23 protein-coding genes are annotated in these 20,679 nt (G+C 67.1%); 19 read left to right on the top strand and 4 right to left on the bottom strand.

The features are described 5' to 3' along the window. The first annotated feature begins 108 nt into the window (after positions 1 to 108). The gene (locus BN1136_RS13730; protein WP_043762360.1) at positions 109 to 1,200 is read left to right on the top strand and encodes a PfkB family carbohydrate kinase; all 1,092 of its coding nucleotides are present in this window, start codon (positions 109 to 111) and stop codon (positions 1,198 to 1,200) included. Further along, positions 1,194 to 2,102 (top strand): pseudouridine-5'-phosphate glycosidase, encoded by a 909-nt coding sequence (locus tag BN1136_RS13725; protein WP_043762359.1) that lies wholly within the window; start codon positions 1,194 to 1,196, stop codon positions 2,100 to 2,102. Before BN1136_RS13730 ends, BN1136_RS13725 begins: the two co-directional genes overlap by 7 nt. Before the next feature lie 70 nt (positions 2,103 to 2,172). Here the strand turns inward: BN1136_RS13725 and BN1136_RS13720 are convergent, their stop codons facing one another. The 4 genes from BN1136_RS13720 to BN1136_RS13705 all read right to left on the bottom strand — a co-directional run bounded on the left by BN1136_RS13720 (position 2,173) and on the right by BN1136_RS13705 (position 5,221). After that, positions 2,173 to 2,895, bottom strand: coding sequence for a carbonic anhydrase (locus tag BN1136_RS13720; RefSeq protein WP_043762357.1), 723 nt, complete (start codon positions 2,893 to 2,895; stop codon positions 2,173 to 2,175). A 574-nt stretch (positions 2,896 to 3,469) separates the two neighbouring features. Continuing rightward, positions 3,470 to 3,685, bottom strand: coding sequence for a hypothetical protein (locus BN1136_RS13715; protein ID WP_043762355.1), 216 nt, complete (start codon positions 3,683 to 3,685; stop codon positions 3,470 to 3,472). Positions 3,686 to 3,733: 48 nt separating this feature from the next. Next, positions 3,734 to 4,810: a methyltransferase gene (locus BN1136_RS13710; protein WP_043762354.1), complete on the bottom strand. Its 1,077-nt coding sequence runs from the start codon at positions 4,808 to 4,810 to the stop codon at positions 3,734 to 3,736. An 18-nt stretch (positions 4,811 to 4,828) separates the two neighbouring features. Continuing rightward, positions 4,829 to 5,221 (bottom strand): hypothetical protein, encoded by a 393-nt coding sequence (locus BN1136_RS13705; RefSeq protein ID WP_052365696.1) that lies wholly within the window; start codon positions 5,219 to 5,221, stop codon positions 4,829 to 4,831. A gap of 247 nt (positions 5,222 to 5,468) precedes the next feature. On the opposite strand from BN1136_RS13705, the gene BN1136_RS13700 reads away from it, so the two are divergent. From BN1136_RS13700 to BN1136_RS13620, 17 genes are read left to right on the top strand one after another with little or no spacing between them, the layout of a single operon-like run. Beyond that, entirely contained in the window at positions 5,469 to 6,179 is a 711-nt protein-coding gene (locus tag BN1136_RS13700; RefSeq protein WP_043762351.1) for a beta-ketoacyl synthase chain length factor, read from the top strand. Continuing rightward, positions 6,164 to 6,922 carry a lysophospholipid acyltransferase family protein gene (locus tag BN1136_RS13695; RefSeq protein ID WP_043762350.1) on the top strand — a complete coding sequence of 253 codons (759 nt, stop codon included), beginning with the start codon at positions 6,164 to 6,166 and terminating at the stop codon, positions 6,920 to 6,922. The genes BN1136_RS13700 and BN1136_RS13695 overlap by 16 nt, the downstream gene beginning before the upstream one ends. A gap of 17 nt (positions 6,923 to 6,939) precedes the next feature. Continuing rightward, entirely contained in the window at positions 6,940 to 7,206 is a 267-nt protein-coding gene (locus tag BN1136_RS13690) for a phosphopantetheine-binding protein (RefSeq protein ID WP_043762349.1), read from the top strand. Between the two features lie 3 nt (positions 7,207 to 7,209). Next, complete coding sequence (locus BN1136_RS13685; protein ID WP_043762348.1) at positions 7,210 to 7,458, top strand: acyl carrier protein; 249 nt, start codon at positions 7,210 to 7,212, stop codon at positions 7,456 to 7,458. Positions 7,459 to 7,477: 19 nt separating this feature from the next. Continuing rightward, on the top strand, positions 7,478 to 8,065 hold the full coding sequence (locus BN1136_RS13680) for a COG4648 family protein (RefSeq protein WP_197068454.1): 588 nt from the start codon (positions 7,478 to 7,480) through the stop codon (positions 8,063 to 8,065). After that, positions 8,062 to 9,432 carry an AMP-binding protein gene (locus BN1136_RS13675; protein WP_043762346.1) on the top strand — a complete coding sequence of 457 codons (1,371 nt, stop codon included), beginning with the start codon at positions 8,062 to 8,064 and terminating at the stop codon, positions 9,430 to 9,432. The genes BN1136_RS13680 and BN1136_RS13675 overlap by 4 nt, the downstream gene beginning before the upstream one ends. Further along, positions 9,416 to 9,772: an ApeI family dehydratase gene (locus BN1136_RS13670; protein ID WP_043762345.1), complete on the top strand. Its 357-nt coding sequence runs from the start codon at positions 9,416 to 9,418 to the stop codon at positions 9,770 to 9,772. The genes BN1136_RS13675 and BN1136_RS13670 overlap by 17 nt, the downstream gene beginning before the upstream one ends. Next, positions 9,769 to 11,472 carry a glycosyltransferase family 2 protein gene (locus BN1136_RS13665; protein ID WP_043762344.1) on the top strand — a complete coding sequence of 568 codons (1,704 nt, stop codon included), beginning with the start codon at positions 9,769 to 9,771 and terminating at the stop codon, positions 11,470 to 11,472. Before BN1136_RS13670 ends, BN1136_RS13665 begins: the two co-directional genes overlap by 4 nt. Continuing rightward, positions 11,459 to 13,027 carry an HAL/PAL/TAL family ammonia-lyase gene (locus BN1136_RS13660; protein WP_043762343.1) on the top strand — a complete coding sequence of 523 codons (1,569 nt, stop codon included), beginning with the start codon at positions 11,459 to 11,461 and terminating at the stop codon, positions 13,025 to 13,027. The genes BN1136_RS13665 and BN1136_RS13660 overlap by 14 nt, the downstream gene beginning before the upstream one ends. Continuing rightward, positions 13,017 to 13,442: an acyl-CoA thioesterase gene (locus tag BN1136_RS13655; RefSeq protein ID WP_043762342.1), complete on the top strand. Its 426-nt coding sequence runs from the start codon at positions 13,017 to 13,019 to the stop codon at positions 13,440 to 13,442. The genes BN1136_RS13660 and BN1136_RS13655 overlap by 11 nt, the downstream gene beginning before the upstream one ends. A gap of 8 nt (positions 13,443 to 13,450) precedes the next feature. Next, positions 13,451 to 14,053: an outer membrane lipoprotein carrier protein LolA gene (locus tag BN1136_RS13650; RefSeq protein WP_043762341.1), complete on the top strand. Its 603-nt coding sequence runs from the start codon at positions 13,451 to 13,453 to the stop codon at positions 14,051 to 14,053. 44 nt (positions 14,054 to 14,097) lie between these two features. After that, positions 14,098 to 16,467, top strand: a complete 2,370-nt coding sequence (locus tag BN1136_RS13645) for an MMPL family transporter (RefSeq protein ID WP_043762340.1) — start codon at positions 14,098 to 14,100, stop codon at positions 16,465 to 16,467. Then, positions 16,464 to 17,021 (top strand): DUF3261 domain-containing protein, encoded by a 558-nt coding sequence (locus BN1136_RS13640; RefSeq protein WP_043762339.1) that lies wholly within the window; start codon positions 16,464 to 16,466, stop codon positions 17,019 to 17,021. The genes BN1136_RS13645 and BN1136_RS13640 overlap by 4 nt, the downstream gene beginning before the upstream one ends. After that, on the top strand, positions 17,018 to 18,202 hold the full coding sequence (locus tag BN1136_RS13635; protein ID WP_043762338.1) for a beta-ketoacyl-[acyl-carrier-protein] synthase family protein: 1,185 nt from the start codon (positions 17,018 to 17,020) through the stop codon (positions 18,200 to 18,202). The genes BN1136_RS13640 and BN1136_RS13635 overlap by 4 nt, the downstream gene beginning before the upstream one ends. Further along, the gene (locus BN1136_RS13630) at positions 18,195 to 18,656 is read left to right on the top strand and encodes a hotdog family protein (protein ID WP_043762337.1); all 462 of its coding nucleotides are present in this window, start codon (positions 18,195 to 18,197) and stop codon (positions 18,654 to 18,656) included. The genes BN1136_RS13635 and BN1136_RS13630 overlap by 8 nt, the downstream gene beginning before the upstream one ends. Before the next feature lie 9 nt (positions 18,657 to 18,665). Next, the gene (locus tag BN1136_RS13625; protein WP_043762336.1) at positions 18,666 to 19,391 is read left to right on the top strand and encodes a 3-ketoacyl-ACP reductase FabG2; all 726 of its coding nucleotides are present in this window, start codon (positions 18,666 to 18,668) and stop codon (positions 19,389 to 19,391) included. Then, positions 19,388 to 20,614 carry a beta-ketoacyl-ACP synthase gene (locus tag BN1136_RS13620; RefSeq protein ID WP_043762335.1) on the top strand — a complete coding sequence of 409 codons (1,227 nt, stop codon included), beginning with the start codon at positions 19,388 to 19,390 and terminating at the stop codon, positions 20,612 to 20,614. Before BN1136_RS13625 ends, BN1136_RS13620 begins: the two co-directional genes overlap by 4 nt. Positions 20,615 to 20,679: the final 65 nt, after the last annotated feature.

Genomic DNA, 20,679 nt, shown 5'->3' with positions numbered 1-20,679 from the left:
TGCCCGGTGATTTTTTTTGTGGCTGACCCGACATTTCTTGCACGCAGTCGTGGCGGGAAAACGTTTCCCGACAATAATGGACAAACGTTTGTAACTGGATGTTTGTCTATGACGGAACGTGAGCAAGAGATCCTCGCCCTGCTGCGCCAGGACCCCATGATTGCCCAGCAGGAGCTGGCGGACAGGCTCGGCATCAGCCGCTCGGCGCTGGCGAGCCACATCTCCAGCCTGATGCGCCAGGGCTATGTGCAGGGGCGCGGCTATGTGCTGCGAGAAGGCCCCTACGCCGTGGTGATCGGCGGCGCCAACATGGATATCTGCGGCTGCAGCCACGACAACCTGCGCATCGGGGATTCCAACCCGGGCCGGGTGCGTACCTCCGCCGGCGGGGTGGGGCGCAACATCGCCGAGAACCTGGCGCGCCTCGGTACCGACACCCGGCTGCTGACCGCGGTGGGCAACGATCAGTACGGCCACCACCTGCTGGAGGTGAGCCAGCGCGCCGGGGTCGACGTGCGCCAGGTGCTGGTGCTGGACGGCCAGGCCACCTCCTGTTACCTCAGTCTGCACGATGGCAGCGGCGAGATGAGCTGCGCCGTCAACGACATGGGGATCATCGAGCAGCTCACCCCGGCCCGGCTCACCCCGCTCAGCGGCTTTCTCGGTGCGGCCCGGCTCTGGGTGCTCGACACCAACCTCGCGACCCACACCCTGGACTGGCTGTTCGAGCGCCAGGGGGAGCACATCATCTTCGTCGACACCGTCTCGGTGGCCAAGGTGGAGAAGATCCGCCCCTGGCTGCACCGCATCCACACCCTCAAACCGAACCGCAGCGAGGCGGAGCAGCTGTGCGGCTTGCGCATCGCCGGCCCAGACACCTGGTCCATGGCGGCGGCCTGGTTCCACCGCGCCGGGGTGCAGCGGCTGTTCCTGAGCCTCGGGGATCAGGGGATCTTTTACAGCGACGGGGCGTGCCAGGGCCATCTGCCCGTGCTCGGCAGCCCGGTCGTCAACGTGACCGGCGGTGGCGATGCCTTCATGGCAGGGCTGGCCCACGCCTGGTTGCAGGAGCAGGGCATCGTCGAGACGACCCGTTTCGCCCTCGGCTGCGCCGCCCTTACCGTCAATTGTTCCGATACCGTCTTTTCCGGCCTCTCCAAGGCCGCCGTTGAACGCATGCTGGAGGAGTACCCATGTTGAACGCTTACCTCGATATCCAACCCGAAATCGCCGCCGCCCTGGCTGCCGGCAAGCCTGTGGTGGCCCTGGAGTCCACCATTATCTCCCACGGCATGCCCTATCCGCAGAACGTGGAGACGGCGCGCCAGGTGGAACAGGTGGTGCGCGACAACGGCGCCGTGCCGGCCACCATCGCCATCATCGACGGCCGCCTCAAGGTGGGTCTGGATGCGGGGGCTCTGGAGGCGCTGGGCAAGGCCGGCCACGCCGCCATCAAGTGCAGCCGCCGTGACATCCCCTTCGTGCTGGCGAACAAGGGGATGGGGGCCACCACGGTGGCCTCCACCATGATAGTGGCCGCCATGGCCGGGATCCGGGTGTTTGCCACCGGAGGCATCGGCGGCGTGCACCGCGGCGCCCAGGAGAGCTTCGACATCTCCGCCGACTTGCAGGAATTTGCCCAGACCCCGGTGGCCGTGGTCTGCGCCGGCGCCAAGTCCATCCTCGACATCGGTCTGACCCTGGAGTACCTGGAGACCCAGGGGGTGCCGGTGATCGGCTACCAGACCGAGGAGCTGCCCGCCTTCTACACCCGGGAGAGCGGCTTCAAGGTGGATTACCGCCTCGACACCCCGGCGGCGATCGCGCAGGCGCTGCGCCTGAAGTGGGAGCTGGGGCTGGCGGGCGGTGCCGTGGTGGCCAATCCCATCCCGGCCCAGTTTGCGATGCCGAAGGCCGACATCGACGCGGCCATCGAGCAGGCGCTGCGGGAGGCGGACGAGCAGGGGGTCAAGGGCAAGGCCTCCACCCCCTTCCTGCTGGCTCGCGTCTGCGAGCTGACCGGCGGCAACTCCCTGGCTTCCAACATCCAGCTGGTGCTGAACAACGCCGCCCTGGGGGCAAAGATTGCCGCCAGCCTGTAACCACTTGCTGCAATTAAAAAAAGAGGGCCCGTTGGCCCTCTTTTTATTGCGCAGTCGGTGACATTCCACCTTATTGCAGCACCAGTCGCCCGTTGAGGGGCTGGACGGGTCTGTTGTTGGGGTGGTGCATCACCGCCTTGAAGGCGTCGATCTGGGCCTGACTCACCTGCACCGGATCCTTCATCACCAGCCAGCGCACCCCTTCCGAGCAGGGCGGGGTGGTCAGCGAGCCGCTGAAGCGGTAGTAGTCCCGTTTGGCGGGCAGCAACTGCTCTGCCGAGACCGGCTCCTTGAGCTCGTGGTGCTCGCCCGCCTTGGCCGGCAAGGATTGCCAGGCTTGGCCGAGGGCCGGGTTCGCGCCGCCCGGCTCGAACATCACCGCCACCACCGCCAGCTCACCCTTGTCATTGGCGTGCACCAGGTGACCCTCCAGGGGGTAGGATTTGCCCTCGATGAGGTTTTCGCTGGGGGCGTGGAAGTGGAACTGCTTGAGGGTGAAGCGCATGCCGTCGAGCTCCAGCGTGCTGCCGGGGGCATAGTCGACCTGCACCGTGTGGCCGTTGTTGGTGACGCTGTGCCCGCCAGCCTGGTAGTGGAACTGCAGCGGGGCCAGTTCGGCCTCCACCAGGCCCGTCAGATTGACCGGCGACTGGTTGCTGCCCGCACACTGGCCATATTCCGGGGTGAGGCTGGCCCATTTTGCCGGACCGGCCTCGCCACCGTATTCCCAGTGCGGGGTGGCGGCGAAGGCGGTGGGGCATAGCAGCAGGGCGGCGAACAGGGACTTTCTCATCATGCATCCTTATCTTGATTGAAAAGCACGGCCATCCGTTCCCGCAATAAACACGGAAATCGCAGATGGCATCATCTGAAATGCGGGATACAGAATGTCAGACCGGATTTTTATTATTGGCTGGGGATTGTCGACGATATTTATGATGCATTTAACATGAATCTAAATAATGTTCGGCACCCCATGCATATTGAATAATTGCCGTGTTTATTGAAAGCAATCTAATTAATGGCGTGTCGTTGCAGATGAATTCCCTCATGTTACATCCATCAAGGTTCATCTTTTTCTACCGCTCAGGCTCCCGCCACCAGGCCTCCTGCGATATATCAATACCTTGTTTCCAATATGGTTTTTGTTTTCCCATCCAGCCATTGAACAAATAACAGGCAGTCATGCGCGGGCAGGCCGGGGCTGCTGCCATGCCCGGCCACAAGGGAGAGAAAACCCGAATCGAGAGTGTCGGGGGTCGGTGGCTGGACGGGACGGGCAAACGCGCCTGAGCCGGTGATGGCGTTCAGGTGATGACCAGGTGGGACTGACCCCCTTATGACAGCAGGGGACTGGGCCCCTGTTGTCAGTCGTTCAACTCGTTACCTATCTTCTTGACGGTATCCCGGGTGCCGTGACCTATCTCGCGGGTCACGTCACGGGTGGTGTGGCCGATCTCCCGGGTCACGTCCCGGGTGGTGTGCCCCACTGTCCTGCCCGCCTCCTTGATGTCGGCGCAACCGCCGAGCAGGCTGCCCAGGATCAGGCCGAGTGCCAACAGTGCCGTGCCGTTACGCGCCATGGCGTGCTCCTTCTCGTGTCATCGTTGCAGTCTGTGTGATGACGGCCATTATGGCTGGGTGTGCAAGGGGCGGGCAACCAGCAGGGTGTGGCCCGGGCCCGGTATCTCGTGCTCGGCCTCCACGTGGAAATGGGCCTCACGCAGGCACTGGTACAGCTCCTTGGAGTGATAGAAGCGGCTGTTTCCATTGGCCAGACAGGTGAAGTAGAGGGAGGTGGCGTTGAGACTGAAACTGGCGGCTTCGAAGGATTGGCGGTCCCAGAACAGCTCCAGGATGCAGACCCGGGCGTCCGCTTTCATGGCCAGCCGGATCCGGTTCAGGATGGCGACGATCTGTTCGTGGCTGAAACAGTCGAGGAACTGGCTCATCCACCAGATGTCGGCCTCACCGGGCAGGGAACCCGGTTGCAGCAGATCCACCGGATGGCCCTGCACCCGATCCGCCAGCCCCGCCTCTTCGATGTTGCGGCGGGCGAGCGCCAGCTGCTCGGGCAAATCGAGGATGGTGACTTGCAGCGCAGGATCACGACTGGCGCAGGCCAGAGCCCACTTGCCGGTGTTGCCACCGAGATCGTAGAGGTGGCGCGGCTCGTACTCGAACACCTTGTCTAGCGCCTGCTGGAAGGCCCAGTCCGAGTAGAAGTGATCGAAGGCAAACCAGCTGCGGCGGGCCTCTTCCGGCAGCTCGCTCAGGTGCGGGTAGAGGGTCTGCCAGGAGCCGAACACCTGCAGGCCGGCAGGGGTGCCCTGACGAATGGCGTCGAGCAGGTGGGCGAGGGGCTGGTAGCAGAGGTGCTGGGTGAAGTCGAAGTTGACCCGGCTCATGGGGTCGTTCAGCAGGTACTTGCCGACCCGCCCCAGCACATAGCGCTCCTCGGCCAGGTAGCAGAGGCCGCCGCCGAGCCCCATGTCCAGCAGCACGCCGGCGCCGTATTCGCTCAGCCCGCAGGCCCGGGCGATGTCCGCCAGCGGTGCGCCCTGCTGACCACGACTCTCGAGAAAGGCGAGCACCCCGGTCTCGCGAAGACACCAGCTGGCTTGAAACAGCATGGGGCCGAAGGCGATTTTCTGGGCCTCGCTGATGGCCTCCAGCGCATTGTAGGGGTCTGTCTGATAATGCTTCACGGGGTGGCTCCTGCCGGATTAATGGCTCTGGGTGCGGGCGAGTTCGGTCTGGATGGCCTGATTAAGGCCCAGGACCCAACGGTTATAACTGCGGTGGATGCTGCCCTTGCCCTTGTCGTCCAGATTGACACTGCTCACATAATTGATGGAATAATCGCGAGCGCTGTAGGGAATATCGATCACGGCCTGATGTTGGCGCACATTGACCTGACCACGAATAAGCCCGGGTTTTTCTTTCTTCATCACCCAGCTCTTGCTGATGCCCGCCGTAATAATGGCATTGGCTACCTGCTCATCGGTCAAATTAAAAGCAACCGGGTTGGCAGCCATATTGCGAATGGGCTGACTGGTAGAACAGGCGGCCAACAGAGCACAGGTCAGCACCACGCATATTTTATTAATGAGTTTCATAATATATTCCTTGGAGAGTATATTCACCACTGGCGGATGGCAATAAGACAACACAAATCGTTAATTTTCAATCACCATGGCGGGGAATAATCTGTGCCAGCTATTATTTTTGATAAATAATGGTATTATCCGCCCAGAATTAACGTGATGACTCCATTTCATGCCGTGGAGCAGGCTGCGCCCGCCGGGGGCGCGCCTGTTATTCCCAGGGCATTTACACCAAGGTCAAGGACAGGTTGCCTGAAACATGCTCTCTTTTTCACTGCAGGACAGTCAGGCCCTGTCACCCGGTCTCGTCGATGAGGCCGCCTGGCAGGCGTGGGCACAACACGGGCGCTGGCCCGTCGAGCCGCCGTTTCCCGCCACCCCCCTGCTGCCCATGATGATGGCGCGCCGCCTGAGCCAGGGTTCCCGGCTGGCGGTGCAGGTGGGATTGAGCCTGCTGGCCCGCCACCCCGTCGATTACGCCATCTTCGCCAGCCGCCACGGCGAACTGACCCGCTCCATGACGCTCTTGCAGGCGCTGGCGGACCGTCAGGCGCTGTCGCCTACCGATTTCTCCATGTCGGTGCACAACACCGCCGCCGGGCTCTGCTCCATCCAGGGCAAGGCGGCCATCCCCATGACGTCCTTGGCGGCAGGGGAGAGCAACCTGATGGCAGGCCTGACCGAGGCGGTGGCGGCCCTGCAGGCCGGCGCCCGCAAGGTGCTGCTGGTGGCCTTCGAGGGGCCGGTGCCCGAGTTTCATCGTCCCTGGCTGGGGTCGGAGGCGCCGCCCCACGCCCTGGGGCTGGTGCTGGAGGCTGGCGACCAGTGGCGCTGCGAGGGTGTACGACCCGCGGTCGACGCCGCCCGCCCGCTGTCCCAGAGCCTCGTCTTCTGGCGAGCCCTGCTGCGGGGCGAGCGGACCCTGACCCTGGGTGATGACCGTCAGGAGTGGACATGGCAAGCTTGCTGAACCGGGGATGGCGGCTGATCGGCACGGCCCTTGGCTTCACCCTGTTCGGGGTGGGGGGGCTGCTGCTCTCCCTGTTCTGGTTCCCCTTGCTGGCGCTCTGCCTGCGCGGGGAGCGGCGCCGTACCCTGGCCCAGCTCACCATTCGCCACAGCTTCCGGCTGTTTCTGGCCATGCTGCGGGGCTGGGGGGTGCTGGATTACCGGGTGAGCGGCATGCCCGCCGACCTGCAAGGCGCCCTGGTGGTGGCCAACCATCCCAGCCTGCTCGACTATGTCATCCTGGCGGCCGAGATGCCGGTGTGCGACTGCATCGTCAAGCAATCCCTCTGGCGCAACCCCTTCATCGGCGGCGTGGTGCGGGCGGCTGACTACCTGCCCAACGTGGCGGGGGAGGATCTGCTAACCCTGTGCACGGCGCGGATCCGGGCCGGCGGCCTGCTGCTGATCTTCCCGGAGGGAACACGCACCACTCCGGGGGAGCCGATCAAGCTGCAGCGCGGCGCGGCCCAGCTGGCGGTGCGCGCCCAGGTGCCGGTGCAGCTGGTGCGGATCCACTGCAGCGCCCGTTTTCTCACCAAGCAGGACAAATGGTTCAAGATCCCGGAAAATAAGCCGACTTTCACCATAGAATTTCTGCAGCAAGTGGCGGCACAAGAGGTGGTCGCCACCGGCCAGAGCAGTGCACTGGCCGCCCGCCAGTTGACCCGGTTTCTCACCCGGGCCCTGCAACCGGGGCCCCAATGACAGCGTATGGAACAGTTATGCAAGACCTGCATCTAGAGATAAAACAACTCATCATCGACAGCCTCAACCTCGAAGGGCTCACCCCTGACGACATCGACAGCCAGGCCCCCTTGTTCGGTGATGGCCTGGGGCTGGACTCCATCGATGCGCTGGAGCTGGGCCTTGCCATCAAGGGACGCTACGGCATCGTCCTCTCCGCCGACGATGAGAATACCCGTCGCCACTTTGCCTGTGTCGCGGCCCTGGTGGCCCTGGTGCAGGCGCAGTCTAAAGGGGAGGCCTGAGCCATGACCCGTGACGATATCTTTGCCCAGATCCAGGCCGCCCTCGTCGAGCTGTTCGAAGTCGACGAAGAGGCCGTGACCCCCGAGGCCCGTCTCTACCAGGATCTCGAACTCGACAGCATCGACGCCATCGATCTGGTGGTGCACCTGCAGAAGCTGACCGGCAAGAAGATCAAGCCGGAGGAGTTCAAGTCGGTACGCAGCGTCAACGACGTGGTGGATGCGGTCGAGCGTCTGCTGGCAGACGCCTGATGCCGGTTCGCGCCAAATCATGACGCGTTGGCTCTCCTGGCTGGCCGGTGGTGTTCTGCTGCTCTACCCGCTGGCGGTTTACTGGGGGCTGACCCGTGCCGGTCAGACCCCGCTGCTGCTCGCCCTGCTGCTCCTCTTCTCGCTGCGACTCTTGCCCGGTCTGCTCAAGGGGCGGGTCCGGCTAGGCCCGCTGCCGGAGTGGCTCTGGCTGGGCCGCCTGCTGGCCTGCATCGGGCTCGGTCTGACCCTGCTCTCTGCCCTGTTCAGTGCCCGGCACTGGCTGCTCTACTACCCCCTGGCGGTGAGTCTCTCCCTGCTCTACCTGTTTGGCTGGAGCCTGACCCGCCCCATGAGCCTGGTGGAGCGGCTGGCCCGCTTGCAGGACCCCGATTTGCCGGCGGCGGCCATCGGCTACACCCGGCGGGTGACCCAGGTCTGGTGCGGCTTCTTCGTCATCAATGGCGCCCTCGCGGCCGCCACCATCTGGCACGGGGATCTGGCGCTCTGGAGCCTCTACAACGGCCTCGTCAGCTATGTCCTGATGGGCTGCCTGATGGGGGGGGAGTACCTGGTGCGCAGGCGCGTGATGAAGAGGCTGACCCCATGAGCCTGCTGCAGACCCTCTGGCAGCGCGATGGTGCCCAGCCGGTGGCCTTCGGCCCGCAGGGGAAGGTGACCCTGGCCGAGCTGCGCCGCGCCAGCCTGCAACTGGCCAGAGCCATGGCCCGTCACGAGAGCGCCGGCCAGCCTGGCGCACGCTGGGCCCTCTGCTTCGACGACAGCCTGCTGTTTGCCCAGGCCCTGCTCGCCTGCGCCCTCGGCGGCTATCAGGCTGTCCTGCCTGGCCATCAGCGGCTGGCCGGCCTGCAGGAACTGCAGGCGCAGTTTGACGGCCTGCTCACCGACGCCGAGCTGCCGGGCGCAGCGCTCCCCGTGCCTCAGCTCAGGCTGCCCCTGGCCGATGCCCACGCGGGGCTGGATGCCGCGCACAGTGATCTTGCGCCCGAGCGCCTGGATATCACCCTGTTCAGCTCCGGCTCCACCGGCGAGCCCAAGGCGATCCCCAAGGCCTGGCCCCAGCTGGAGGCAGAGCTGCGGGTACAGATGGCGCTCTGGGGCGAGCGGATGGCGGGCACCCGGGTGCTGGCCAGCGTCAGCCACCAGCACATCTACGGCCTGCTGTTTCGCATCCTGCTGCCGCTGGCTCTCGGCCGCCCGTTCGATCGCCGCACTATCGACTATCCGGAGCAGCTGGTGACGCAAGGCGCCCCCTGGTGCCTGATCGCCTCCCCTGCGTTCCTGAGCCGGCTCGATCCGGCCATGCCTGCCACCGGCTGCCGGCTGATCGTCTCCTCCGGCGGCCCCCTGCAGCTGGAAGATGCCCGGCAAGCCCGGACGCTGCTCGGTCAGCTGCCGGTGGAGATCTTCGGCAGCAGCGAGACCGGCGGCATCGGCTGGCGTCAACGCCACCAGGAGCAGACCCCCTGGACGGCGCTGCCCGGGGTCGAGGTGCGGGTCGGCCCGGATCAGGGCCTGCTGCTGCGCTCCCCCTTCCTGGAAGAGAACGGCTGGCTGGCCTGCGCCGACCGCATCGCCCTGCACGAGGAGGGTTTCGAGCTGCTGGGGCGTCAGGACAGGATCGTCAAGCTGGAGGAGAAGCGCATCTCCCTCGACGAGGTGGAGTCGCGCCTGCAGGCCCTGGCGGAGGTGGAATCGGCCGCCGTGCTGGCGCTGCAACAGGGCCATCGCCAGATCCTCGGCGCCGTGCTGGTGCTAAGCGAATTGGGCGCCGCCCGCTGGGACGAGCTCGGTCAGGGGCGCTTCCTCCTGGCCCTGCGCCAGCAGCTGCGCCCCTGGCTCGAACCGGTCGCCCTGCCGCGCAGCGTGCGCCGGGTCGAGCAGATGCCCGTCAACGCCCAGGGCAAACGCCCCTGGCCACAACTCAAGGAGCTGTTCGATGAGCCTGCCCGCTGACACGCTGCCGACCGAGCTGGGTTGCGAGGTACTGGCCGATGGCGTGCGCCTGCGGCTGCGACTCGATCCCGCACTGCCCTGGTTTGCCGGTCACTTTCCCGGGGCGCCCCTGCTGCCCGGGGTGACCCAGGTCCACTGGGTGATGCACTACGCCGCCAGCCGGCTCAAGTTGACACTGCCGTTTCACGGGGTGGATCAGCTCAAGTTCCAGCGCCCGCTGCGCCCCGGGGCCGAGTGCAGCCTGAGCCTGCAGTGGCAGGCGGACAAGGGCCAGCTCCTCTTCAGCTACCAGCTCGGGGATGAGCCGGCGAGCAGCGGACGGGTGCGCCTGATCCCATGAACCCCTGCATTCTGATTCCCTGTTACAACCATGCCGAGCCGCTGGCCGCCGTGTTGGCGCGGCTGGCCGAATTCGGACTGCCCTGCCTGCTGGTCGACGATGGCAGCGAGCCCGTCGCCGCCGCCGCGCTCGATGCGCTGGCCGCCCAGCACCCCTGGGTCACCCTGCTGCGCCATCCCCACAACCAGGGCAAGGGGGGCGCCGTGATGACGGGGCTGCGCCGCGCCCATGAGCTCGGCTTCAGCCACGCCCTGCAGGTGGATGCCGACGGCCAGCACGATCTCGCCGACCTGCCAGCCCTGCTGGATGAGGCGCGCCAGCACCCGGCGGCGCTCGTCTCCGGCCGCCCGCTCTACGACGACTCCGTGCCCAAGGGGCGCCTCTACGGCCGCTATATCACCCATGTCTGGGTCTGGATAGAGACGCTGTCGTTCGCCATCAAGGACAGCATGTGCGGCTTTCGGGTCTATCCGCTGGCACCCACCTGCGCCCTGCTGGAGCGGGTGGCTCTCGGCCGGCGGATGGATTTTGACACCGAGGTGATGGTGCGCCTCCATTGGACCGGGGTGCCGATGCGCTTCGTGCCGACCCGGGTGATCTACCCCGTCGACGGCCGCTCCCACTTCCGGCTTTTTCGCGACAACCTCGACATCTCCTGGATGCACACCCGGCTGGTGTGCCGCCTGCTGTGGGATCTGCTGCTGCGCCTCTGCCGCTGGCCCGCCCGTCTCGGCGCCCGGTTGACCCGGCTGTGGCGCGAGCGACGCACTCACTGGTCGCGCACCCCGGAGCGGGGCTCGCTGCTCGGCATGCAGATCATGCTGGCCAGCTATCGTCTGTTGGGGCGGCGCGGATTTTCCCTGCTGCTCTATCCGGTCATCGGCTACTTCTGGCTGACCGGTCGCGCCCAGCGGGAGGCCTCCCAGGCCTATCTGGCACGACTCGAGGCCTTCGCCGGCGAGCGCGGCGTGGCGCTGCCCGCCGAGCCGAGATCGAGCTTTCGCCACTTCCTGCGCTTTGGCGAAGCGGCCCTCGACAAGCTGGCGGGCTGGCGCGGGGATATCACAGAGCAGCAGGTTGAACTGGTGGGGGCTGAGCACTACCAGGCCGCCATCACCAGCGGCAAGGGGGTCCTGCTGCTGGGTTCTCACCTTGGCGATCTGGAGCTGTGCCGGGCCCTCGGCAGTCGCAAGCGGGGGCTGCGCATCAATGCGCTGGTGTTCACCCGCCACGCGGCCCGCTTCAACGCCCTGCTCAAGCAGATCAACCCGGATTCGCACCTCAACCTCATTCAGGTGCAGGAGCTGGGGGCCGATACCGCCATCCTGCTCAAGGAGAAGCTGGATCAGGGGGAGTGGGTGGTGATCGTCGGGGATCGCACCTCGGTGACCCGGGAGAAGCGGGTGATCTGGGCCGACTTTCTCGGCGCGCCGGCGCCCTTTCCCCTCGGCCCCTTCGTGCTCAGCAGCGTGCTGGGTTGCCCCGTCTACCTGCTGTTCGGCCTCAAGGAGCAGGGGCGCTTTCGGGTGCATTTCGAGCCCTTTGCCGATGGCCAGCCCCTGCCACGGCAGGGGCGTCAGGAGATTCTCGCATCCCGGGTACAGGCCTATGCCGATCGCCTGCAGCATCACTGCCTGCACGCTCCCCTGGACTGGTTCAACTTTTTTGATTTCTGGCGGCTGACCGATGAACAAGAGTGAGATGAGACGGGTTGTCTTCGGCGCGAAGCCGCTGACCATCGAAGACGTGGTGGCCCTGGCCGAGCGCCGTGCCATCCCCGCATTGAACCCGGATCCCGCCTTCATGGCCCGCATCCAGCGGGGCGCCGACTTCCTCGACCGCCTGCTGGCCGAAGAGGGAGTCATCTACGGGGTGACCACGGGCTACGGCGATTCGGTGACCCGGGCCGTGCCCCCCGCCCTGGTGGCCGAGCTGCCGCTGCACCTGACCCGCTTCCACGGTTGCGGGCTGGGGGAGGATCTCCCCCTCGATGCCGGCCGCGCCGTGCTCGCCACCCGGCTCTGCTCCCTGGCGCAGGGGGTCTCCGGGGTCAGCCCGGCACTGCTCGAGCGTCTCTGCTGGCTGCTGGAGCAGGATCTGGTGCCGCGCATCCCGCAGGAGGGATCGGTCGGTGCCAGCGGCGATCTCACCCCGCTCTCCTACGTGGCTGCCGTGCTGGTGGGGGAGCGTGAACTCCATCGGCATGGACAGCTGGCAAGCACCGCCGAGGTTTACGCCGAGCTGGGGGTGACGCCGCTTCGCCTGCGCCCGAAAGAGGGGCTGGCGCTCATGAACGGCACCTCGGTGATGACGGCCCTGGCCTGCCTCGCCTATGCCCGCACCGAGTACCTGATGCGGCTGGCGACCCGGATCACCGCCCTGGTGAGCGTGGCCATGGGGGGCAACGCCTTCCACTTCGACGAGCGGCTCTTTGCGGCCAAGCCCCACCCCGGCATGCAGGGGATCGCGGCCTGGCTGAGGGAGGATCTGGTGGCGGGGGAGTTGCCGCGCCACAGCGACCGGCTGCAGGACAGATACTCATTGCGCTGCGCCCCCCACGTCATCGGCGTGGTGGCCGACAGCCTGCCCTGGTGGCGCCAGCTCATCGAGAACGAGCTCAACAGCGCCAACGACAACCCGCTGATCGATGGCGAAGAGGAGCACGTGATGCACGGCGGCCACTTCTACGGCGGCCACATCGCCATGGCCATGGACAGCATGAAGGCGGCCGTGGCGAACCTGGCCGACCTGCTGGATCGCCAGCTGGCCCAGCTGGTGGACTCCAAGTTCAACGGCGGCCTGCCGAGCAACCTCTCCGGCGCCAGCGGCGAGCGCTGCATGATCAACCACGGTTTCAAGGCGGTGCAGATCGGCGTCTCGGCCTGGACCGCCGAGGCCCTCAAGCTGACCATGCCCGCCAGCGTCTTCTCCCGCTCCACCGAATGCCACAACCAGGACAAGGTGAGCATGGGGACCATAGCGGCGCGGGATGCCCTGCGGGTGCTGACCCTGAGCGAGCAGGTGGGGGCCGCCTGCCTGCTGGCGGCGGTGCAGGGGGTGGAGCTGCGCCTGAGTGCCCGGCAACACGGCCTGGAGACCCTGAGCCAGCCCCTGCGCGAGACGGTGCTCGCGGTGAGGGTGGATCACCCGCCACTGGTGGAGGACAGGCCCCTGGAGCAGGAGCTCAGGGCCCTGATCGCCCGCTTGCAGGGGCGCCACTATCAGTTTTACGGAGAGTCGAAACATGTCAGCTGAACCCTGGATGATCAGCCACAGCATCGAGGTGGAGATCCCGTTTCACGACGTGGACATGATGGCGGTCGCCTGGCATGGCCACTACGTCCGTTACATCGAGCTGGCCCGCTGCGCCCTGCTCGAGCAGATCGATTACAACTATCCGCAGATGGATGCGTCCGGCTACCTCTGGCCCATCATCGATCTGCGGCTCAAGTACATGGCGCCCCTGCGCTTTGGCCAGAAAGTGCGGGTCGAGGCGCGGCTGTGCGAATACCAGAACCGGCTGAAGATCGAGTACGAGCTGTTCGATGCGAAGAGCGGCGTGCGCACCAGCAAGGGGTACAGCATCCAGGTGGCGGTGAACAAGGCGAGCGGCGAGATGTGCCTGGCCTCCCCCAGGGTGCTGCTGGACAAGCTGGGGGTGAGCGAGTGACCCCCGTGATGACGCGGTTGGCGGCCGGCTTGCTCCTGCTGCTGGTGTGGCCGCTGCAGGCGGCGCCCCTGAGCCGGGCCGAGGTGCAGCAGCTGCTCGCCCTGAGCCAGGCCAAGGAGGCCCGATTCGAGCAGGAGAAACAGGTGGCGGGGCTGAGCCAGCCCCTCAGGGCTTCCGGCGAGCTGCTGCTGGTGCGCGATCTGGGGCTCTGGTGGCAGCAGCAGAAGCCCTTCCCCCTGACCCTCACCCTGACGCCGACGCGCATGGTGCAGCAGATGGCGGGCCAGCCCGCCACCGTCATCGACAACCCCCAGCTGCTGGAGTTCAGCCAGATGCTGCTGGCGCTGTTCGGCTCGGACGAGGTGACCCTGGGCCGCTACTTCACCATCGATTTTCACAGCACTGAGGCGGGCTGGCAGCTGGTGCTGGTGCCAAGCCAGGCGCCGCTCGACAAGGTGTTCGCCAGCCTCACCCTGAGCGGCCAGGGGCAGCTGGATCAGCTGCTTATCGAAGACCGGCAGGGTGACAGCACCCGCATCCGTTTCAGCGCCTGGCGCGAGCGCCCCCTGCCGCTGACCCCTGAGGAGCAGGCCCGCTTTGTTGCCCACTAGTGCCCGCGCGTACTCTGGTGCCCCCTCCAGGAGGAGAGCCCGCCTTGCTGCACGCTGAAACCACCTGGCGCCGGCTCGGCACTGTCTGGATCGGGCTCTGCCTGCTGCTGGCGGCGGTGCTCGCCTGGCAGCTGCCCCACAGCCGCATCAACACCAGCCTGATGGATCTGCTGCCCCACGAGTCCCGCAGCGATCTGGACCCGGCACTGCAGCAGGGTCTGCTGCAGCAGCTCGACCGCCAGCTGGTCTGGATGCTGAGCCTGCCCGCCGGCCAGGACGGGCGCGCCGCCGCCACCTTCTGGGCGCAGCAGCTTGGCACGCTGCCTGCCCTGTCCCGCATCAAGGGGGAGCAGCCCGAGCTGGCCCCCGCCTGGCAGGCCTATCTGCATGCCCTGGCCTGGCAGCGGCTGGATCCTGCGAGCCGGACGCGCCTCGCCGGGGGCGCCGAGGGGTGGAGCCAGTGGGTGCTCGGCCAGATCTACTCCCCCTTCGGCGGCGTCTCCCGTGCCGAGTGGCAGAGCGACCCTCTGCTCCTGACCCGGGCCGGGGTGCTGGCCGAGGCCGGCGGCCCCATGCAGCTCAAGGAGGGCTGGCTGGTGAGCCGGGACAAGGGGGGGCGCGACTGGTACATGATCCGGGCCGAGCTGGATCTCTCCGCCTTCGACATCCAGCGCAACCAGGCGCTGCTGAGCGCGCTGGCCGGGGCCGAACAACGGCTCGCCGACGCCTATCCCGGCACCGAGCTGCTGCGCCGGGGCACCCTCTTCTACAGCCAGCACGCCAGCAACCTGGCCCAGCAGGACATCTCCACCATAGGGCTGGGCTCCATGGTCGGGGTCATCCTGCTCATCTGGGGCGTGTTCCGCTCCACCCGGGCGCTGCTGCTCTCCCTGCTGCCCATCGGCGTTGGGCTGATGTGGGGGCTCGGCACCGTGCTGCTCCTGTTCGGCGAGATCCACGTCTTCACCCTGGTCATCAGCAGCAGCCTCATCGGCATCGCCATCGACTACGCCATCCACTTCTTGTGCGAGCGGCGGCTGCACGGCGACGACGAGACGCCCCACCAGACCCGGCTCAAGTTGCTGCCTACCCTCTCGCTCGCGGTGCTGACCACCCTGATAGGGTATGGCCTGCTCTGGTTCGCCCCCTTCCCGGGGTTGCAGCAGCTGGCGGTGTGCGCCCTGGCGGGGTTGTTCAGCGCCTTCGTCACCGTGCTCTGCCTGTTCCCGCGCTGGGTCGGCCCGCTGCCGACAAGGCCGCTTTGGGGCCAGCGCTGGCTGCAGGGCTGGCTGCTGGCCTGGCAGCAACGCCCGCTGGTGCGTATCGTTCTGCCGCTCTGCTGTCTGGTGCTGGCCGCCCTCGGCGTCAGCCGGCTGCAGGTGGATGACGACATCCGCCGGTTGCAGCCCCTGCCGGCGGAGCTGCAGGGGCAGGAGCGCAGGATCCAGGCGCTCACCGGCCAGCAGGGGGGCATGCAGGGCCTCCTGGTGACGGGAGCGGACGGCGAGCAGGCACTGCAACGGCTGGAGCGGCTCCACGGCCTCCTGGCCGCGTTGAAGGCACGCGGTGCGCTGCAGGAGTTCGTCTCCCTCGACCGCTGGTTGCCCTCCCTGGCGCGCCAGCAGGAGGACGCCGCCGCCATCCGCACCCTGCTGCCCGAGGTGGTGAGCCGGCTCAAGGCGGCCGGCGTGCCGGTGCAGGCGCCTGTTCGGGAACCCGACTGGTTGACCCCGGCGGCCTGGCTGGCCAGCCCGGTCAGCGAGGGGAGCCGCCTGCTGTGGCACGCGGCGAGCGACGGCCGCGTCGCCATCTGGGTGCCCCTGGTGGGGGTGACAGACGAAGGGGCCCTGACGGCGCTGGCGGCGACCGAGCCCGGGGTCTACTGGCAGGATCAGCGCAGCGAGTGGAGCCAGCTGTTCGCCCACTACCGCGTCAAGCTGGCGGAGTTGCTGGCGGTGGCCATCGCGCTGGTGGCCCTGCTGCTGTGGCGGCGGATGGGGGCGGCCCGGGCGGCCCGGGTGCTGCTGGTCAACCTGATTGCGCTGGCCATGGGGCTGGCGCTGCTCGCCACCTGTGGTCAGCCGCTCACCCTGTTCGGGGTGCTGGCGCTCAGCCTCATCTTCGGCATCGGCATCGACTACGGCCTCTTCTTCGCCCATAGCGGCAGCGGGGTGGCGCGCCAGAGTTCCACCCTGCTCGCCATCCTGCTGGCCAACCTCACCACCCAGCTGGCCTTCGGTCTGCTGGCGCTGAGTCACACCCCCGCCATCGCGGGCTTTGGCCTGGTGCTGAGCGGCGGTATCTTTACTGCATTCCTGCTCTCTCCCCTGGTGCTGGATCGGGTGGGGCAGGATGGCGCCATCCAGGCGCCGCCATCCCCTGGGCAGGAGAATCGGGAGCCAACGCCACAATGAGAACCCTGTTCATCCTCTTCACCCTGTTGCTGGTGGGCTGCAGCAGCCAGCCGACCCCCACCGCCTATCTCGACAAGGGGACCGTCATGACGCTGCCGGCCCCCGTGCTGGCCACCCCCTTCTATCGCCAGCAGCTGCTGACCGCCAGCGTGGGGGGGAGCACTCACCAGCTGATGACGGTGCTGGAGGCGGACGGTCGCCAGCTGACCCTGGTGGGCCTCACGCCGAGCGGGGTGCGGCTGTTCCGGGTGCGCTATGACCAGCAGGGTATTGCGACCGAGCAGCTCAGCCCGCTGCTCACCGGCGGTATGCCGCCGGTGAGCCAGGTGCTGGCGGACGTGATGCTCTGCTACTGGCCGCTGGCAAGCTGGCAGCCGCAGCTGCCGCCGGGCTGGACGCTGCAAGACGATGGACTGACGCGCCGGCTGCACGCCCCCGATGGCGCCCTGGTCACCGAGATCCGCTATCGCGACGCCGCTGGCGTGCGCGAGCCGGTCAGCCTGCAACAGCACGTGTTCAACTACCGCCTGCAACTGGAGACCCTGAGCCAATGAGCTGTTATATCGCCGCCTATGGTCTCGTCTCGGCGCTGGGGGCGGGGCGCGATGCCAGCGCCGAGGCGCTGAAGGCCTGGCACGATGCGGGTGTCAGCCCGCTGGATCGCCACCGGACGCCGCTGCTGGATGGCCGCCTGACCCCGGTGGGCCAGGTGGAGGACGAACTGCCGGCCATCCCGTCGGCGCTGGCCCCCTACGCCTCGCGCAACAACCAATTGCTGCTGGCTGCGCTCGCCCAGATCCGGCCTGCCCTGGACCAGGCGCTGGCCACCTTCGGCAGGGATCGTGTCGGCCTGGTGCTCGGCACCAGCACCGCCGGGATCGGCGAGGCCGAGCTGGCGGTGGCCGCCGCCCGGCGCGGGGAGGCCGTGCCCCCCGAGTTTGACTATCGCCAGCAGGAGCTGGGGTCCCCGTCGGAATTTCTGGCCCGCCATCTCGGCCTGACCGGGCCGGCCTGGACGATTTCCACCGCCTGCTCCTCCAGCGCGCGCGCCTTCATCAGCGGCCAGCGGCTGCTGGCGGCCGGGCTGGTGGACGCCGTGCTGGTGGGCGGTGCCGACAGCCTGTGCGGGCTCACCCTCAACGGCTTTGACAGCCTGGAGTCTTTGAGTGGCGAGCAATGTCAGCCGTTCGATCTGGCCCGCCAGGGGATCAACATCGGCGAGGGGGCAGCGCTGTTTCTGCTGAGCCGGGAGCCTGCGCCGCTGGCGCTGCTGGGGGTGGGGGAGTCCTCCGATGCCTGGCACATTTCGGCGCCACATCCAGAGGGTATCGGTGCCGAGGCGGCGATGCGCATGGCGTTGGCCCAGGGGGGGATAGGGCCAGAGGAGGTGGGTTATCTCAACCTCCACGGTACCGCCACCCGGCTCAACGACGCCATGGAGAGCCAGGCGGTGCACCGCCTGTTTGGCAACCGCGTGCCCTGCAGCTCCACCAAGGCGCTCACCGGCCACACCCTGGGGGCGGCGGGAGCCATCGAGGCCGCGCTCGCCTGCCTGCTGCTGGAGCGCGCACTGCCGCTGCCACCCCAGCGGGTGACTTCGGCAGATCCGGCGCTGGCCCCCATCCGGCTGGTGAGCGGCACCACGCACCTGGCGGCGCCCCGGGTGCTCTCCAACTCCTTTGCCTTCGGTGGCAACAATGTCAGCCTGCTGCTTGGGATCACCTGCCATGAATGACCCTTTGTCACTGCCCGCCATCGAGACCCTGCTGCCCCACCAGGCCCCCATGCTGCTGCTGGACCGGCTCTGCGCGGTGGATGCCCAGCGGGTGCGCTGCGAGACCCGCATCGGTGCCCGCCACGCCCTGCTGCTGGATGGGGAAGGCAGGCTGCCGGCCTGGGTCGGCATAGAGCTGATGGCCCAGACCATCGCCGCCTGGGCCGGCATGCAGGGGCGGCTGCGTGGCGAGCCGGTGCGCATCGGCATGCTGCTCGGCACCCGCAAGTACCGCTGCCAGCCGGAGGGCTTCGCGCCGGGCACCCTGCTCATCATAGAGGCGTGCTGCCTGTTGCAAGACGGCGGCATGGCCAGTTTTGATTGCCGGATCCTGCTGGACGGGGAGGAGTGCGCCCAGGCGCGGCTCTCCACCTACCAGCCGGGCCCCGGCGAATTGTCCGATTTGTTAGCCTGAGGAAGTTTCATGAGCTCTAGCGTATTGGTCACGGGCGCCAGCAAGGGGATAGGCCGCGCCATCGCCCTCAAGCTGGCGGCCGACGGCTTTGTCATCGTGGTGCACTACCACAGCGATCGGGCCGGCGCCGAGGCCACCCTGGCCAGCCTGGAGGCGGCCGGGGGACAGGGGCGTCTGCTCCAGTTCGACATCGCGGATCGCGAGGGTTGCCGCGCGCGGCTGGAGGCCGACATGGCCGAGCACGGCGCCTATTACGGTGTGGTCTGCAACGCCGGCATCATCCGTGACGCCGCCTTCCCCGCCCTCACCGACGAGGAGTGGGACGGGGTGCTGCACACCAACCTGGACGGTTTCTACAACCTGCTCAAGCCCTGCATCATGCCGATGATCGGCCTGCGCCGGGGCGGGCGCATCGTGACCATCTCCTCGGTGTCCGGGCTGATGGGCAATCGTGGCCAGGTCAACTACAGCGCCGCCAAGGCGGGCATCATGGGAGCCACCAAGGCGCTGGCCCTCGAGCTCGCCAAGCGCAAGATCACGGTCAACTGCGTAGCCCCCGGCCTCATCGACACCGGCATGGTGGACGAGGAGGTGAAGGCGGAGGCGATGAAGATCATCCCGCTCAAGCGGATGGGGCAGGCGGACGAGGTGGCCGGTCTGGTCTCCTACCTGATGTCCGACATCGCAGGCTATGTCACGCGGCAGGTCATCTCCATCAACGGGGGCATGGTATGAAACGGGTTGTGGTGACCGGCATGGCCGGGGTAACGGCCTTCGGGCAGGACTGGGCGAGCGTGCGGGCCAGATTGCAGGCGGGGCGCAATGCGGTGGTGAGCATGCCGGAGTGGGCCATCTACGACGGCCTCAACACCCGGCTGGCGGCCCCCATCCCGGACTTCGTGCTGCCGGCCCACTACCCGCGCAAGAAGACCCGTGCCATGGGGCGGGTTTCGGCGCTTGCCACCGTCGCCACCGAGCTGGCGCTGGCGCAGGCGGGGCTGCTGGACAACCCCGTGCTCACCGACGGGCGCACCGGCATTGCCTACGGCTCGTCCATCGGCAGCACGGATCCCATCCGCGCCTTCGGGACCATGCTCAACGACAAGAGCACTGCCAGCATCACGGCCACCACCTATGTGCAGATGATGTCGCACACGGCGGCGGTCAACACCGGGCTCTTCTTCGGCCTGCGTGGCCGGGTCATTCCCACCTCCAGCGCCTGCACCTCCGGCAGCCAGGGGATAGGCTACGCCTATGAGGCGATCAAGCACGGCTACCAGACCCTGATGGTGGCCGGCGGGGCGGAGGAGCTCTGCCCGTCTGAGGCCGTGGTGTTTGACACCCTGTTTGCCACCAGCCAGATGAACGACCACCCGGAGCTGGCGCCACGACCGTTCGACAGGGACAGGGACGGCCTGGTGATAGGCGAAGGGGCGGGTACCCTGGTGCTGGAGGAGCTGGAGCATGCGCAGGCGCGCGGCGCGACTATCCTCGCCGAGCTGGTGGGCTTTGCCACCAACTGTGACGCCACCCACGTGACCCAGCCCCAGCAGGAGACCATCAGGCTCTGCATGGAGATGGCGCTGGCCCAGGCCGGGCTTCAGCCCGCCGACATCGGCTACATCAGTGCCCACGGCACCGCCACCGAGCGTGGCGACATCGCGGAGAGCCACGCCACCGCCGCCATCTTCGGCGATCGCACTCCCATCTCCTCCCTCAAAAGCTACTTCGGCCATACCCTGGGGGCCTGCGGCGCCATCGAGGCCTGGCTGGCCCTGGAGATGATGCGGGAGGGCTGGTTTGCCCCCACCATCAACCTGAGGGAGCCGGATCCCGCCTGTGCCCCGCTGGATCACGTGACGGGCAGCGGCCGTGCGCTGGACGTGGAGTACCTGATGTCCAACAACTTCGCGTTCGGCGGCATCAATACCTCCCTCATCTTCAAGCGCTGGTCCTGACGGGGCCTGCCCGTTCAGCCCCGGTGCAGGCTGGGTTCAGTTCCAGTACAGCCTGGGTTTAGCTT

The organism is Aeromonas taiwanensis (assembly GCF_000820165.1).
Taxonomy (GTDB): domain Bacteria; phylum Pseudomonadota; class Gammaproteobacteria; order Enterobacterales; family Aeromonadaceae; genus Aeromonas; species Aeromonas taiwanensis.
This window is presented reverse-complemented; position numbering and strand designations above follow the sequence as displayed.

Bases quoted from the DNA above. Each gene is read 5' to 3' on its own strand.
- BN1136_RS13635 (WP_043762338.1), top strand. From the start codon at position 17,018: ATGAGCTGTTATATCGCCGCCTATGGTCTCGTCTCGGCGCTGGGGGCG.
- BN1136_RS13725 (WP_043762359.1), top strand. From the start codon at position 1,194: ATGTTGAACGCTTACCTCGATATCCAACCCGAAATCGCCGCCGCCCTG.
- BN1136_RS13625 (WP_043762336.1), top strand. From the start codon at position 18,666: ATGAGCTCTAGCGTATTGGTCACGGGCGCCAGCAAGGGGATAGGCCGC.
- BN1136_RS13670 (WP_043762345.1), top strand. From the start codon at position 9,416: ATGAGCCTGCCCGCTGACACGCTGCCGACCGAGCTGGGTTGCGAGGTA.
- BN1136_RS13690 (WP_043762349.1), top strand. From the start codon at position 6,940: ATGCAAGACCTGCATCTAGAGATAAAACAACTCATCATCGACAGCCTC.
- BN1136_RS13720 (WP_043762357.1), bottom strand. From the start codon at position 2,895: ATGAGAAAGTCCCTGTTCGCCGCCCTGCTGCTATGCCCCACCGCCTTC.
- BN1136_RS13695 (WP_043762350.1), top strand. From the start codon at position 6,164: ATGGCAAGCTTGCTGAACCGGGGATGGCGGCTGATCGGCACGGCCCTT.
- BN1136_RS13700 (WP_043762351.1), top strand. From the start codon at position 5,469: ATGCTCTCTTTTTCACTGCAGGACAGTCAGGCCCTGTCACCCGGTCTC.
- BN1136_RS13640 (WP_043762339.1), top strand. From the start codon at position 16,464: ATGAGAACCCTGTTCATCCTCTTCACCCTGTTGCTGGTGGGCTGCAGC.
- BN1136_RS13705 (WP_052365696.1), bottom strand. From the start codon at position 5,221: ATGAAACTCATTAATAAAATATGCGTGGTGCTGACCTGTGCTCTGTTG.
- BN1136_RS13660 (WP_043762343.1), top strand. From the start codon at position 11,459: ATGAACAAGAGTGAGATGAGACGGGTTGTCTTCGGCGCGAAGCCGCTG.
- BN1136_RS13715 (WP_043762355.1), bottom strand. From the start codon at position 3,685: ATGGCGCGTAACGGCACGGCACTGTTGGCACTCGGCCTGATCCTGGGC.
- BN1136_RS13675 (WP_043762346.1), top strand. From the start codon at position 8,062: ATGAGCCTGCTGCAGACCCTCTGGCAGCGCGATGGTGCCCAGCCGGTG.
- BN1136_RS13730 (WP_043762360.1), top strand. From the start codon at position 109: ATGACGGAACGTGAGCAAGAGATCCTCGCCCTGCTGCGCCAGGACCCC.
- BN1136_RS13655 (WP_043762342.1), top strand. From the start codon at position 13,017: ATGTCAGCTGAACCCTGGATGATCAGCCACAGCATCGAGGTGGAGATC.
- BN1136_RS13680 (WP_197068454.1), top strand. From the start codon at position 7,478: ATGACGCGTTGGCTCTCCTGGCTGGCCGGTGGTGTTCTGCTGCTCTAC.
- BN1136_RS13665 (WP_043762344.1), top strand. From the start codon at position 9,769: ATGAACCCCTGCATTCTGATTCCCTGTTACAACCATGCCGAGCCGCTG.
- BN1136_RS13620 (WP_043762335.1), top strand. From the start codon at position 19,388: ATGAAACGGGTTGTGGTGACCGGCATGGCCGGGGTAACGGCCTTCGGG.
- BN1136_RS13650 (WP_043762341.1), top strand. From the start codon at position 13,451: ATGACGCGGTTGGCGGCCGGCTTGCTCCTGCTGCTGGTGTGGCCGCTG.
- BN1136_RS13685 (WP_043762348.1), top strand. From the start codon at position 7,210: ATGACCCGTGACGATATCTTTGCCCAGATCCAGGCCGCCCTCGTCGAG.
- BN1136_RS13630 (WP_043762337.1), top strand. From the start codon at position 18,195: ATGAATGACCCTTTGTCACTGCCCGCCATCGAGACCCTGCTGCCCCAC.